Annotated in this window: 13 protein-coding genes; 11 read left to right on the forward strand and 2 right to left on the reverse strand. The window is 67.2% G+C overall.

Annotation, left to right across the window (positions count from 1 at the left end):
- The 3 genes from dnaA (at window position 1) to gyrB (ending at window position 5,119) form a co-directional block, all read left to right on the forward strand.
- Window positions 1-1,464: a chromosomal replication initiator protein DnaA gene (dnaA, locus tag AC1IQ6_RS00005; protein ID WP_111826276.1), complete on the forward strand. Its 1,464-nt coding sequence runs from the start codon at window positions 1-3 to the stop codon at window positions 1,462-1,464.
- Between the two features lie 2 nt (window positions 1,465-1,466).
- Entirely contained in the window at window positions 1,467-2,576 is a 1,110-nt protein-coding gene (dnaN, locus tag AC1IQ6_RS00010) for a DNA polymerase III subunit beta (protein WP_168202202.1), read from the forward strand.
- Window positions 2,577-2,671: 95 nt separating this feature from the next.
- Entirely contained in the window at window positions 2,672-5,119 is a 2,448-nt protein-coding gene (gyrB, locus tag AC1IQ6_RS00015) for a DNA topoisomerase (ATP-hydrolyzing) subunit B (protein WP_102772881.1), read from the forward strand.
- A 64-nt stretch (window positions 5,120-5,183) separates the two neighbouring features.
- Here the strand turns inward: gyrB and AC1IQ6_RS00020 are convergent, their stop codons facing one another.
- On the reverse strand, window positions 5,184-6,116 hold the full coding sequence (locus AC1IQ6_RS00020; protein WP_102772882.1) for a LysR substrate-binding domain-containing protein: 933 nt from the start codon (window positions 6,114-6,116) through the stop codon (window positions 5,184-5,186).
- A gap of 105 nt (window positions 6,117-6,221) precedes the next feature.
- Between AC1IQ6_RS00020 and AC1IQ6_RS00025 the strand changes: the two genes are divergently transcribed.
- The 6 genes from AC1IQ6_RS00025 to AC1IQ6_RS00050 are packed head-to-tail and all read left to right on the forward strand — an operon-like array spanning window position 6,222 to window position 11,381.
- Window positions 6,222-7,133, forward strand: coding sequence for an amino acid ABC transporter substrate-binding protein (locus AC1IQ6_RS00025; protein WP_102772883.1), 912 nt, complete (start codon window positions 6,222-6,224; stop codon window positions 7,131-7,133).
- Window positions 7,134-7,151: 18 nt separating this feature from the next.
- On the forward strand, window positions 7,152-7,901 hold the full coding sequence (locus AC1IQ6_RS00030) for an amino acid ABC transporter permease (RefSeq protein ID WP_479730718.1): 750 nt from the start codon (window positions 7,152-7,154) through the stop codon (window positions 7,899-7,901).
- Window positions 7,902-7,905: 4 nt separating this feature from the next.
- Entirely contained in the window at window positions 7,906-8,595 is a 690-nt protein-coding gene (locus AC1IQ6_RS00035; RefSeq protein ID WP_102772885.1) for an amino acid ABC transporter permease, read from the forward strand.
- Between the two features lie 38 nt (window positions 8,596-8,633).
- Window positions 8,634-9,368, forward strand: coding sequence for an amino acid ABC transporter ATP-binding protein (locus AC1IQ6_RS00040; RefSeq protein ID WP_102772886.1), 735 nt, complete (start codon window positions 8,634-8,636; stop codon window positions 9,366-9,368).
- Window positions 9,369-9,373: 5 nt separating this feature from the next.
- A complete protein-coding gene (locus AC1IQ6_RS00045; protein ID WP_111826272.1) occupies window positions 9,374-10,426 on the forward strand; it encodes a threonine aldolase family protein in 1,053 nt (350 codons plus the stop codon).
- 49 nt (window positions 10,427-10,475) lie between these two features.
- On the forward strand, window positions 10,476-11,381 hold the full coding sequence (locus AC1IQ6_RS00050) for an EamA family transporter (RefSeq protein WP_102772888.1): 906 nt from the start codon (window positions 10,476-10,478) through the stop codon (window positions 11,379-11,381).
- Between the two features lie 73 nt (window positions 11,382-11,454).
- On the opposite strand, the gene AC1IQ6_RS00055 is transcribed toward AC1IQ6_RS00050, so the two are convergent.
- Window positions 11,455-11,751, reverse strand: a complete 297-nt coding sequence (locus tag AC1IQ6_RS00055) for an acylphosphatase (protein ID WP_102772889.1) — start codon at window positions 11,749-11,751, stop codon at window positions 11,455-11,457.
- Between the two features lie 148 nt (window positions 11,752-11,899).
- On the opposite strand from AC1IQ6_RS00055, the gene AC1IQ6_RS00060 reads away from it, so the two are divergent.
- Entirely contained in the window at window positions 11,900-12,796 is an 897-nt protein-coding gene (locus tag AC1IQ6_RS00060) for a phytanoyl-CoA dioxygenase family protein (protein ID WP_102772890.1), read from the forward strand.
- Window positions 12,797-13,005: 209 nt separating this feature from the next.
- On the forward strand, window positions 13,006-14,169 hold the full coding sequence (locus AC1IQ6_RS00065; RefSeq protein WP_485865608.1) for an alpha-hydroxy acid oxidase: 1,164 nt from the start codon (window positions 13,006-13,008) through the stop codon (window positions 14,167-14,169).
- The last annotated feature ends 10 nt before the right edge of the window (window positions 14,170-14,179 follow it).

The following is a 14,179-nucleotide window of genomic DNA, read 5'->3' on the forward strand; positions in this document are numbered from 1 at the left end:
ATGAAAGAATTCTGGCAGACCTGCGTCAGTCGTCTTGAGCAGGAACTTCCCCCCCAACAAATCAGCGCGTGGATACGACCGCTGGTCCCGCTTGCGTATGACGAGACGCAGGCGGTGCTGCGCGTGGCCGCGCCCAACCGCTTCAAGCTGGATTGGGTGCGGAAGAACTTTTCCCACCAGATCGAAGCGTTGGCCGCGGAGTGGTTCGAGCGGCCGGTGCAGGTTCTGTTCGAGCTGCCGACCCAGGGCGCCGCGCCGCGCATGCCGGTCGCGCCCGTGCGGGCCGCGCAGCCGGCGCCGACGCACCCGTCCGGCGCGGCCCCGCTGGGCGGCGCGCCCCCAGTGAGCGCGCCGGCCGCGGCGCCCGCGCCGGCTCCCGCGCCCGCCACCACGGCGGCGGCCCAGGCGGTCAACGCCGACGCCGCCAACATCGTGTACGAGCGCTCACGCCTGAACACCGACCTGACCTTCGAGAACTTCGTGACCGGCAAGGCGAACCAGCTGGCGCGCGCCGCCGCGCTGCAGGTCGCCGAGAATCCGGGCACCTCGTACAACCCGCTGTTCCTGTACGGCGGCGTGGGCCTGGGCAAGACCCACCTGATCCACGCCATCGGCAACGCGATGGTGGCGGCGGGCACCGGCGTGCGCGTGCGCTACGTGCATGCCGACCAGTACGTGTCCGACGTGGTCAAGGCCTACCAGCGCAAGGCGTTCGACGACTTCAAGCGCTACTACCATTCGCTGGACCTGCTGCTGATCGACGATATCCAGTTCTTCTCCGGCAAGAACCGCACGCAGGAAGAGTTCTTCTACGCGTTCGAGGCCATGGTGGCCCAGCGCAAGCAGATCATCATCACCAGCGATACGTATCCGAAGGAACTGTCGGGCATCGACAGCCGCCTGATCTCGCGCTTCGACTCGGGCCTGACGGTGGCCATCGAGCCGCCGGAACTGGAGATGCGCGTGGCGATCCTGCTGCGCAAGGCCGAATCCGAAGGCGTGCCCATGCCCGAGGAAGTGGCCTTCTTCATCGCCAAGCATCTGCGCAGCAACGTGCGCGAACTGGAAGGCGCGCTGCGCAAGGTCCTGGCCTACGCGCGCTTCCACGGCCGCGACGTCCTGACCGTGGACGTCTGCAAAGAGGCGCTGAAAGACCTGCTGTCGGTGTCCAACGGCCAGATCACCGTGGAAAACATCCAGAAGACGGTGGCGGACTTCTACAAGATCAAAGTGGCCGACATGTATTCGAAACGCCGGCCCGCCAATATCGCCTTGCCGCGCCAGGTCGCCATGTACCTGGCCAAGGAGCTGACCCAGAAAAGCCTGCCGGAAATCGGCGATCTGTTCGGTGGCCGTGATCACACCACCGTACTGCACGCGGTGCGCAAGATTTCCGACGCCCGCGCCAAGCAGGCGGAGCTCAACCATACCCTGCACGTGTTGGAACAAACTCTAAAAGGATGAACATGCAACTCGTACAAACCACACGCGATGCATTGCTGAAACCGCTGTCGACTGTGGCGGGCATCGTCGAAAGACGCCATACCCTGCCCATTCTGGCGAACATCCTGATGCGCAAGGAAGGCAACAAGGTCGCCTTCATTGCGACCGACCTGGAAGTACAGATCACCACGCACGCCGATTTCGGCGTGGGCCAGGAAAACGAGTCCACCACGGTCGCGGCGCGCAAGCTGCTGGACATCCTCAAGGCGCTGCCGGACACGGGCGACGTGCGCCTGGCGCTGGCCAGCAACAAGCTGTCGGTGCAGTCGGCCAAGAGCCGCTTCGCGCTGCAGACGCTGGCCGCCAGCGAATTCCCCACCGTGGCCCAGCCCGAGCAGTGGGACGTGTCGCTGACCATGCCGCAGCGCACGCTGCGCCACCTGTTCAACATGGTGCACTTCGCCATGGCGCAGCAGGACATCCGCTACTACCTGAACGGCATGCTGCTGGTGTTCGAGCCGGGCCGCGTGCGCGCCGTCGCCACCGACGGCCACCGCCTGGCGCACTGCTCCACCGAAGCCGACGGCATCAGCGAGCGCCACGAAGTGATCGTGCCGCGCAAGACCGTGCTGGAAATGCAGCGCCTGCTGGAAGACTCCGACGAGCCCGTCTCCATCGACGTGGCGCCGGGCCAGATCCGCTTCCGCTTCGGCGACGTGGAGCTGGTGTCCAAGCTGGTCGAAGGCAAGTTCCCCGACTTCACGCGCGTGATCCCCACCAACTACACGCGCCACTTCCTGGTCGGCCGTGAAGCGCTCCAGGGCAGCCTGCAGCGCGCCGCCATCCTGACCACCGACAAGTTCAAGGGCGTGCGCCTGCAACTGGCGCAGAACCAGATGAAGATCTCCTCGTCCAACGCCGAGCAGGAAGAGGCGCAGGAAGAGATCGACATCGACTACGGCCATGAAGCGCTGGACGTGGGTTTCAACGTCGGCTACCTGCTCGACGTGCTGTCGAACGTCAAGGTCGACAGCGTCCAGTGGTCGGTCATGCCCGACGCCAACGCGTCGGCGCTCATCACCCTGCCCGAAGACGACCAGTTCAAGTACGTCGTCATGCCCATGCGGATTTGATCCGCGCCCTATCGTGGGTTTGTGCCGCTGCGGGCCGGATGGCCCGCGGGCGGTCCGGCCGCCAGGCCGTTCTTTAAAGCGTTATCGATACACACATGTCAGATCAGCAGAACACCACTCCCGAGAACAGCGGCTACGGCGCTGACTCGATCAAGATGCTCAAAGGGCTGGAGGCCGTGCGCAAGCGCCCCGGCATGTACATCGGCGACACGTCCGACGGCACCGGCTTGCACCACATGGTGTTCGAAGTCGTCGACAACGCCATCGACGAAGCCCTGGCCGGCTATTGCGACGACATCGTCGTCACGATCCACACCGACAACTCCATCTCCGTGACCGACAACGGCCGCGGCATCCCGACGGCCATCCACAAGGACGACGAATTCCACCGCAGCGCGGCGGAAATCGTCATGACCGAGCTGCACGCCGGCGGCAAGTTCGACCAGAACTCGTACAAGGTCTCGGGCGGCCTGCACGGCGTGGGCGTGTCCTGCGTCAACGCGCTGTCCGAATGGCTGCGCCTGACCATCCGCCGCGACGGCCAGGTGCACCAGATGGAATTCCGCCAGGGCGAGCGCGTCGCGCCGCTGGCGGTGACGGGCACGACCGACAAGCGCGGCACCGAAGTGCGCTTCCTGGCCGACCCCATCATCTTCACCAACATCGAGTATCACTACGAGATCCTCTCCAAGCGCCTGCGCGAGCTGTCGTTCCTGAACAATGGCGTGAAGATCCGCCTGATCGACCAGCGCCAGGGCAAGGAAGAGAACTTCGCGTTCTCGGGCGGCGTGAAGGGCTTCGTCGAATACATCAACCGCAGCAAGACCGTGCTGCACCCGAACGTGTTCTCGGTTTCCACCGAGTCCTCGGCGGGCGGCGTGGCGGTCGGCGTGGAAGTGGCGATGCAGTGGAACGACAGCTACAGCGAAAGCGTGCTGTGCTTCACCAACAACATCCCGCAGCGCGACGGCGGCTCGCACCTGACCGGGCTGCGCGCGGCGATGACCCGCATCATCAACAAGTACATCACCGACAACGAACTGGCCAAGAAGGCCAAGGTCGAGACCTCCGGCGACGACATGCGCGAAGGCCTGGCCTGCGTGCTGTCGGTGAAGGTGCCCGAGCCCAAGTTCAGCAGCCAGACCAAGGACAAGCTGGTGTCCAGCGAAGTGCGTCCGGCCGTCGAAGAAGCCGTGGCCCGCACGCTGGAAACCTGGCTGCTGGAGCATCCCAACGACGCCAAGGCGCTGTGCGCCAAGATCGTCGAGGCCGCCCGCGCCCGCGAAGCCGCGCGCAAGGCGCGCGAAATGACCCGCAGGAAGAGCGTGCTGGAAGGCGCCGGCCTGCCCGGCAAGCTGGCCGACTGCCAGGAAAAAGATCCCGCGCTGTGCGAGCTGTACATCGTCGAGGGCGACTCCGCAGGCGGCTCGGCCAAGCAGGGCCGCGACCGCAAGTTCCAGGCCATCCTGCCGCTGCGCGGCAAGGTGCTGAACGTGGAAAAGGCCCGCTTCGACCGCCTCATCGCCAGCGAGCAGATCGCCACCCTAATCACCGCGCTGGGCACCAGCATCGGCCCGGACTTCAACATCGACAAGCTGCGCTACCACCGCCTCATCATCATGACCGACGCGGACGTCGACGGCGCGCACATCCGCACCCTGCTTCTGACGCTGCTGTACCGCCAGATGCCCGAGCTGGTGCAGCGCGGCTACGTCTACATCGCCCAGCCGCCGCTGTACAAGGTCAAGGTCGGCCGCGAAGAGCGCTATCTGAAGGACGACCAGGAAGAAGCGCAGTTCATGCTGTCGCTGGCCCTGAAGGACGCCGAGATCATCTCGGGCGGCGAGATCATCCGCGGCGAAGAGCTGAATGAACTGGCGCGCCAGTACGTCGCCGCCGACGGCGTGATCGCGCGCCTGTCGCGCGTGTTCGACACGGCCGCGCTGTCGGCCATGGCCGAAGGCGTGGAAATCAACCTGGAGACGGCCGAGTCCACCGCCGAATCCGCCCGCCGCCTGACCGAAGCCATGCGCGATCCGGTCAGCGGCAACGGCGTCGAAGTCGTGCCCCAGTTCGACGAGGCGACCGAACGCCACCGCCTGTCGGTGCAGCGTATGCATCACGGCAACGTGCGCGTCAGCATCATCGACGCCGACTTCGTCAACGGCACGGACTACGCCATCCTGTCCAAGGCCGCCAAGAGCTTCTCCGGCAAGGTCGGCCCGCGCTCGCTGGTCGCCCGCGGCGAAGGCGACAAGCGCAAGGAACAGCCCGTGTCCGACTTCCGCGAAGCCATGCAGTGGCTGCGCAGCGAAGCCGAACGCGGCATCTCCAAGCAGCGCTACAAGGGCCTGGGCGAAATGAACCCGGACCAGCTGTGGGAAACCACCATGGACCCGAAGGTGCGCCGCCTGCTGCGCGTGCAGATCGAGGACGCCATCGCGGCCGACGAAGTCTTCACCACGCTGATGGGCGACGATGTGGAACCGCGCCGGAACTTCATCGAAACGCATGCGCTGTCGGCGGCGAATATCGACGCCTGATCGCGAACGCCAAGCCATGTAAGGCCAGTCCCGAAAGGGCTGGCCTTTTTCTTTGCCGCCGCCTTTACCGCCCCGCCCGCGCCTTCAAATCCCCCATCTCCTGCTGCATCACCTCGCGCGCATAGCGCGAGAACACGCTGACCAGCCGCGTGCGGGTGTGGTACGGCGGGTAGAGCAGCGCGACCGTGACCGGCACGGCGGGGCTGAACGGGCGCACCTCGACGTTGGCGGTCGCCAGTTCTTCGCGCGCGGCCAGCGGGTTGATGAGGGCCACGCCCAGGCCTGCGCCGACCAGGGCGCAGATGGACGAACCCAGGCCGGCCTCGGCCACGGTCTGGCGTTCGATGCGGGCGGCCTTGAAGACCTCGTCGATCATGGCGCGCAGCGGCGTGCCGCTGGTGAAGGCCACGAACGGCTCGCCGGCGAAGTCGGCGGGTTTGAGTTTCTTCAGCCTGGCCAGGCGGTGGCCCTTGGGCACCACGGCCACGCAGCTCATCGTCAGCACCGGCTCGACCTGGATGCCGGGCGAGTCGCCCGACAGCATCGCCAGGCCGGTGTCGCAAAAGCCGGAACTGATCCAGTTGTGCACCGTGCTGGCGTTGCCGGAATGGATCGACACCATGACGTCGGGGTACTCGGTCTTGAAGCCGGCGACGATGCGCGCCAGCAGGCCGCCGGCCAGCCGCGGCATGGCGGCCACGCTCAGGCGGCTGGCGCTGAACGAGCGGATGCTGGCCGCCGCCGACTCCAGGCCGGCCAGGCCGATGAAGGTTTTCTCGACTTCCTGGAAGAAGCGCGAGCCGTCCTGCGTGGGGGTCAGGCGGCTGCCGTTGCGGTCGAACAAGGGAAACTGGGTAATGGCTTCCAATTGCGCGATTAAGCGGCTAACGTGCGGCTGCGAGGTATGCACGCGCCGCGCCGCGGCGGTCATCGAACCGGTCATCATGACGGCCCGGAACGCCTCGATGTGCCGCAGGCTCATGCGTGGAATGGCCATATCAAATCCGTATGGAGGAATACTCGATTGGAACTGGATAAAACCATACCGCTAGTTGATACTTTTCGCCAATATGCGCCGCGCATCCGGCGCCAAAGGAAGCCGATGAAAGCATTCGCCGCAATCTCCGCCGCCGCGGTCCTGCTGGGCAGCGCCGCAACCGTGCACGCCGAAGGCGCCAGCCGCCTGGACAAGATCCGCGAAAGCGGCGTCATCACGCTGGGCCATCCCGAGACCTCGGTGCCGTTCGCCTATCTCGACGGCGACCAGAAGCCGATCGGCTACACGGTGGAGATCTGCCAGGAAGTCGCGCAGTACATCAAGGCCGCGCTCAAGCTGCCCAAGCTGGAGGTGCGCTACAACCCGACCACCTCGGCCACGCGCATCCCGCTGCTGGCCAACGGCACCATAGACCTGGAATGCGGCAACACCACCAACAACCTCGCGCGCCACAAGCTGGTGTCGTTCGCGCCCACGACCTTCGTGGCGCAGGTGGTGCTGGTGGCGCGCAAGGACGGCGGCGTCGATCCCAATAACCTGGCGTCCTTCCGCGGCAAATCCATCGCCGCGCAGGCGGGCGGCCAGACCTTCAAGCTGATCTCGCAGCTCAACGCCAAGCACGAACTGGGCATCACCATGACGCCCACCAAGGACACGGCCGAAACCATACTGATGGTGGAATCGGGCCGCGCCGCCGGCTCTGCCAACGACGACGGCATCGCCTATGGCGCGGTGGCCTCCTCGAAGAATCCCGACGCCTTCGTCATCGGCACCAAGGGCCTGGAGCTGGCGCCCTACGGCATCATGCAGCCCAAGGACGATCCGGCCTTCAAGCACGTGGTGGACGACGCCGTGCGCGACCTGATCAAGTCCGGCAAGGTCGCCGCGCTCTACGACAAGTACTTCAATTCGCCCATCCCGCCCAGGCAGATCAACCTGAAGTACCCGATGAGCGACGCGCTCAAGCGCGCGCTGGCCAATCCCACCGATTCGGGCGATCCCAAGGCCTACGAGTAAAGCCCTCGGGCCGCGGGCATGAAATACGACTGGAGCTGGGACGTCTTCCTGGATACGGCGCCTGACGGCGTGCATACCTTCCTGGAGACGCTACTGATGGGCGTGGGCTGGACGCTGGCGCTGGCCCTGATCGCCTGGGTGTTCGCATTGCTGCTGGGCTCTTGCCTGGGGGTGATGCGGACCCAGCGGTCGCGCCCGATGAACGCGCTGGGCGCGGCCTACGTGGAGCTGTTTCGCAACGTGCCGCTGCTGGTGCAGATGTTCCTGTGGTACTTCGTGCTGCCCGAGCTGCTGCCGCTGGACTGGGGCCTGGCGATGAAGCGCATGCCGCAACCCTGGGGCCAGTTCGTGCCGGCCACGCTGTGCCTGGCCTGCTATGGCGCGGCGCGCGTGGCCGAGCAGCTGCGCGCGGGCATCCAGTCGCTGCCGCGCGGCCAGCTGCAGGCGGCCACCGCGCTGGGCCTGACCGAGGCGCAGGCCTACCGCTACGTGATCCTGCCCGAGGCGTTTCGCATCGTGCTGCCGCCGCTGACGTCCGAGTTCATGGGCATCATCAAGTATTCGTCGGTGGCGCTGACCATCGGCCTGCTGGAGCTGACCGGCCAGGCGCGCACGATGGCGGAGTTCAGCTTCCATATCTTCGAAGCCTTTTCCGCGGCCACGGTCATCTACCTGCTCATCAACGGCATCGTGGTCCTGGGCATGCGCTGGCTGGAACGCCGCACGGCGGTGCCCGGCCTGATCGGCGCCGCGGGCAAGGGACGCTAGCGCCATGGGCCAGTTCGACTTCGGCGTCATCGGCAACGCGCTGCCGTACCTGTTCCGCACCGGCATGGTCTTTACGCTGACGCTGACCGCGCTGGCGGCGGTGATGGGGCTGGCGCTGGGCACGGTGCTGGCCATGATGCGGCTGTCGCGCTTGCGGATACTGTCGGTGCCTGCCGGCATCTACGTGAACGTGATGCGCTCGGTCCCGCTGCTGCTGGTGATCTTCTGGTTCTACTTCCTGATGCCGTACATGGCCGCCTGGGCGGTGGGATCGTCCACGCCGTTGCGGGTCGGCGCGTTCAATTCGGCGGTGATCACGTTTACCCTGTTCGAGGCGGCGTACTTCTGCGAAATCATGCGCGCCGGCATCCAGTCGATCGCGCGCGGGCAGGTGTCGGCCAGCCTGGCGCTGGGGCTCACGCCGTGGCAGGGCATGCGCTACGTGGTGCTGCCGCAGGCGCTGCGCAACATGCTGCCGGCGCTGCTGACGCGCGTCATCATCCTGTTCCAGGACACCTCGCTGGTGTATGTGCTGTCGCTGACCGACTTCCTGGGCGCGGCCACCAAGATCGGCCAGCGCGACGGCCGCCTGGTGGAGCTGTATCTGTTCGTGGCGGTGGTGTATTTCATCATCTGCTTCACGGCGTCCCGTCTGGTCAAGCGGCTGGAACGGCGCACGCGCGTGCTGCGCTAGCCGGCCGCGGTCTTTCCTCTTTATCCACAGGTCCGACGATGATAGAGATCAAGCAGGTCAGCAAGTGGTACGGCGACTTCCAGGTGCTGGACGGCTGCTCCACCACGGTGGGCCGCGGCGAGGTCGTGGTGGTCTGCGGGCCGTCCGGCTCCGGCAAATCCACGCTGCTCAAGACCGTCAACGCGCTCGAGCCCTTCCAGCAGGGCGAGGTGGTGGTCAACGGGATCTCGGTGGGCGATCCGCGCACCGACCTGCCCAGGCTGCGCGCGGTGGCCGGCATGGTGTTCCAGCATTTCGAGCTGTTCCCGCATCTGTCGGTGACCGAGAACCTGTGCCTGGGCCAGGTCAAGGTGCTCAAGCGCGGCAAGGAAGAGGCGCGCCGGCGCGCGCTGGCGCTGCTGGAGCGCGTGGGCCTGTCGGCCCACCAGGACAAGCATCCCGGCGAACTGTCGGGCGGCCAGCAGCAGCGCGTGGCGATCGCGCGCGCGCTGTCCATGGACCCGGCCGTGATGCTGTTCGACGAACCGACCTCGGCGCTGGACCCGGAGATGGTCAACGAGGTGCTGGACGTGATGACCGACCTGGCCGCCGACGGCATGACGATGATGGTGGTGACCCATGAAATGGGATTCGCGCGCCGCGTCGCCGACCGCGTCATCTTCATGGACTGCGGCCGCATCGTGGAGGACTGCGACAAGGAGCAGTTCTTCGGCAATGTCGAGCAGCGCAACCCGCGCACTCGCCAGTTTCTTTCCAAAATCCTGCAGCACTGAGCATCATGACTTCGCCCGATTCCGCCCCTGCCGTCGACTTGCGCAGCGACACCGTCACCCGTCCCACCGAGGCCATGTACGAACGCATGCGCAGCGCGCCGGTCGGCGACGACGGACTGGACGGCGATCCCAGCGTGCGCGAGCTGGAGGCGCACGTGGCGCAACGCCTGGGCAAGCAGGCCGGGCTGTTCGTGCCCAGCTGCACCATGGCGAACCTGCTGGCGGTGCTGGCGCAGGCCCAGCGCAACGAACAGGTGGCGCTGGAGGCCACGGCCCACATGTATACCTCGGAGCGCGGCGCCGCCACGTTCACGGGGCTTTTCTACCTGGGCGTGGCCGGCGCCGGCGGCGCGATGGACCTGGGCGCGCTGCAAGAGGCGCTGCAGGGCGGCGGACACCGCTTGAAGACGGCGCTGGTGGCGATGGAGACCTCGCACAACAACGCCGGCGGCGCGGTGCTGCCGCTGGACCATATGCAGGCCGTGCACGGCATGGCACAGGCGGCCGGCGCCGCCGTGCACCTGGACGGCGCGCGCCTGTTCAACGCCGCCGCGGCGCTGGGCGTGGACCCCGGCGAGATCGCGCGCCATGCGGACACGGTGTCGCTGTGCCTGTCCAAGGGCCTGAGCGCGCCGGTGGGCGCGGTGCTGGCCGGCGCGCGGCCCGTCATGGAACGCGCGCGCGGCTTGCGGCGCATGCTGGGCGGCACCCAGCGCCAGGCCGGCATCATGGCGGCCGCCGGTCTGGAGGCGGTGCGCACGATGGGCGGTCGCCTGGCCGAGGACCACGCGCGCGCGCGCCGGCTGAGCGACGGGGTCAACCGGCTGGCGCCGGCGCTGTCGGCCAGCGTGCCGCAGACCAACATCGTGCAGGTCGAGACCGCCGCCAGCGGCATGGACAACGCGCAATGGACCGCCGCGCTGGCGGCGGCCGGTCTGCTGGTGCGCCCCTGGGGCCGCACGCGGCTGCGCTGCGTGACCCACCGCCACATCGGCGACGCCGACATCGACGCGGCGGTCGGGGCCTTTGCGGCCGTGCTGAAAGCGCACCGCCGATAACGCGCCGATCTGCTCCGTTCTGCGGCGCGCGCCGGTGCGATAATGCCGCATGTCCACGACCCACCTTTCCCGGAAAGACTATCTCTGTGCCTTGGCGGTCGTGCTCATATGGGGCTCGAACTTCGTCGTCATGAAGGTCGGCATGAAGGGCCTGTCGCCCATGATGCTGGGCGCGCTGCGCTTCGCCCTGGCGGCGTTTCCGCTGATTCTGTTCGTGCGCCCGCCGCGCCTGCCCTGGCGCTGGGTCGCGGCCTACGGGCTGGTGCAGGGCCTGGGCCAGTTCGGCCTGCTCTTTACCGCGCTGCAGTCCGGCATGCCCGCCGGCATGGCCTCGCTGGTCATCCAGACCCAGGCGTTTTTCACCTTGCTGCTGGCCGCGCCGTTGCTGCATGAACGCGCGCAGCGCCACCATTGGCTGGGCTTGTGCGTGGCCGCGGCCGGGCTGGCCATCATCGCCGGCGGCCGGGGCGCGGGGCCGGGCCAGATGACCATGACGGGCTTCGTGCTGACGCTGGGCGCCGCGTTCATGTGGGCCGTGTCCAACATCATTGTGCGCCTGGCCAGCCGCCGCTCGCCCGGCTACGACCCGTTCGCCTTCATCGCCTGGAGCAGCGCCGCGCCGGTGCTGCCTTTCCTGCTGCTGGCCGTGCTGATCGACGGCTGGGAACCGGCGCTGGCCATGGTGGCCGGCATGGGCTGGAGCGAGGCGCTGTCAGTGCTGTACCTGGCGGGGCTGGCGACCTTGCTGGCCTATACCCTGTGGACGCAGCTGCTGACGCGCCATGCCGCGGCCAAGGTCGCGCCGTTCTCGCTGCTGGTGCCGGTGGTGGGGCTTTGGGCGGCCTCGATGGCCTTCGACGAAAGCCTGCTGCCGCTGCAATGGCTGGGCGCGGCCTGCGTGCTGGCCGGACTGGTGCTCAACCAATTGGGCGGGCGCTGGTTGCGTACCCGCTGAGCCTTACGGCGCAATCGTCCGCCGTTTCTCCCCCTATCGGATTACTGCCTGCCGGTGCGCGCCATGGGCGGTTCTACAGCTGTTCAAAGCGGATGTAACGCTTGTCGGTGTACTCCTGGCGCGTGGTCAGTTCCTTCACGGCGGCGCCGGGCGGGCCGCGCCGCAGCCATTCCAGCATGTGGTCGACCTGGTCGGGCGTGCCTTGCACCACGGCCTCCACCGTGCCGTCCGGCAGGTTCTGGACCCAGCCGGTCGCGCCCAGCAGATGGGCGCGGCGCACCGTGGCGTGGCGGTAGCCCACGCCCTGCACGGTGCCGCTGATCGTGACGTGCACGGTTTCGATGTGAGGGGGGGAATGAGGGTCTTGCATGCGGTTTCCTTCGGATGATGCGCCGCCGTAGGCGGTATTGGCTACAGCGGATGGTCTATAGGCCCGATGGCCTTCGAAGCGATACGTTAGAGCTCATGTCAAAACGTGCCAACGGGAACACCCGCTACCAGAGCTTGGAGAAGCCATTATGGAAGAGACCAGTTTGTTGTCGGAAGTAGAGACAGCGCGCTACAGGGAACAAGGGTATCTGGCCCTGAAGGACATGTGCCCGCAGGATGAAGTGGGCTACATCCGCCGTACCCTGATGGATCTGTTCGCCAACAAGACCGGCTACAACGAGGGTGCGCAATACGACTTCGTGAGCCGCGACGATCCGTCCAAGCCCGCCAAGTTTCCCAGTCTGCACGATCCGCGCCATTATGCCCCGGGCCTGCTCAAGACCGTCTACCACGAGCGCACGCTGGAACTGGCCCGCCAGCTGCTGGGCGAGGACGCCGCGCTCTACGGCGAGCACGCCCTGCTCAAGCCCGGCCCCGACGGTCCCGAGACGCCCTGGCACCAGGACGAGGCCTTCCGTTCGCCGGATTTCGTCTACAACGAGCTCAGCATCTGGCTGGCGCTGCAACCGGCCACGGTCGAGAACGGCTGCATGCAGTTCATTCCCGGCTCGAACAAATGGGAGGTGCTGGAGCACCGTTCGCCGGGCGGCGACAAGAGCCTGCATCCGCTGGAGTGCTGCGGCGATTTCGCGCGCGAGCTGGCCGTGCCGGAGCCGCTGGAGCCGGGCGGGATCACCGTGCACGACGCCCGCACCCTGCATTTCACGGGGCCCAACACTTCGTCCGCGCCGCGCCTGGCTTACATCCTGATCTACAACACGCCGCCGGTCTACAAGCCGGGCCGCCGCGAGTTTCCGTGGCTGGAGGGCCGCTGGACCGACAGCCAGACGCGCAAGAAGCAATGGCACAAGCGCGGCGGGCTGGCCGTGGACGTGATGCGCCGCCTGCCGGCGGCGCGCCTGACCAGCCCGCGCTGGGTGGCCTGGGCCACGATACGCGCGGTCTCCAAGGTCTGGCCGCGATAGGGGACGCAGGGGCCGCGCAGGCCCTTGCGATTTTGGGGGGCGACCGGGGCCGGCAAGCGACGCTTGCCGGCCCCGGCGCGTATACTGGGCAGCGCCGCGGGGTTCGTGAGCCCCGCGGGACCGCCCGGGGCGCCAGCAGCCGCTGGTCCCGGGGACCAGAAAATCAATAACGAGTCCGGCCCGCGCCCCTCATCACTCCATAGACACCCATGACCGCTAACCTTTCTACGATCACCTGCATCGAAGATCTGCGCGTCGTCGCGCAGAAACGCGTGCCGCGCATGTTTTACGACTACGCGGATTCCGGCGCCTGGACCGAAGGCACTTACCGCGCCAACGAAAGCGACTTCCAGAAGATCAAGCTGCGCCAGCGCGTGGCGGTGAACATGGAAGGCCGGTCGCTGCGCACCACGCTGGCGGGCCAGGACGCGATCATGCCGCTGGCCATCGCGCCCACCGGCCTGACCGGCATGCAGCACGCCGACGGGGAGATCCTGGCGGCCAAGGCGGCGGCGGATTTCGGCGTGCCTTTCACGCTCTCGACCATGAGCATCTGCTCGCTGGAAGACGTGGCGGCGGCCACCGGCAAGCCGTTCTGGTTCCAGCTCTACGTGATGCGCGACCGCGAATTCGTCGGCAACCTGATCGACCGGGCCAAGGCGGCCGGCTGCTCGGCGCTGGTGCTGACGCTGGACCTGCAGATCCTGGGCCAGCGCCACAAGGACATCAAGAACGGCCTGTCCACGCCGCCCAAGCCCACCCTGCGCAACCTCATCAACCTGGCGACCAAGCCGCGCTGGTGCCTGGGCATGCTGGGCACCAAGCGCCGCACCTTCGGCAACATCGTCGGCCACGCCAAGGGCGTGAGCGACCTGTCCTCGCTGTCGTCGTGGACGGCCGAACAGTTCGACCCGCGCCTGAGCTGGGACGACGTCGAATGGATCAAGCAGCGCTGGGGCGGCAAGCTCATCATCAAGGGCATCCTGGACGTCGAGGACGCGCAGCTGGCCGCCAACAGCGGCGCCGACGCGCTGATCGTCAGCAACCATGGCGGACGCCAGCTCGACGGCGCCATGTCGTCCATCGCCGCCCTGCCCTCGATCGCCGATGCCGTAGGCTCGAAGATCGAGGTGTGGATGGACGGCGGCATCCGTTCGGGCCAGGACATCCTCAAGGCGGTGGCGCTGGGCGCGCGCGGCGCCATGATCGGCCGCGCCTTCCTGTACGGCCTGGGCGCCTACGGCCAGGCGGGCGTGACCCGCGCGCTGGAGATCCTGTACAAGGAAATGGACACCACCATGGCGCTCTGCGGCCGCCGCGCCATCGTGCCGGGCGACCGCAGCATCCTGCTGCCGGGCACCTATCCGACCTGAGCTGTCCGCC

This window comes from Achromobacter sp. MUI-25009338 (genome assembly GCF_057359325.1).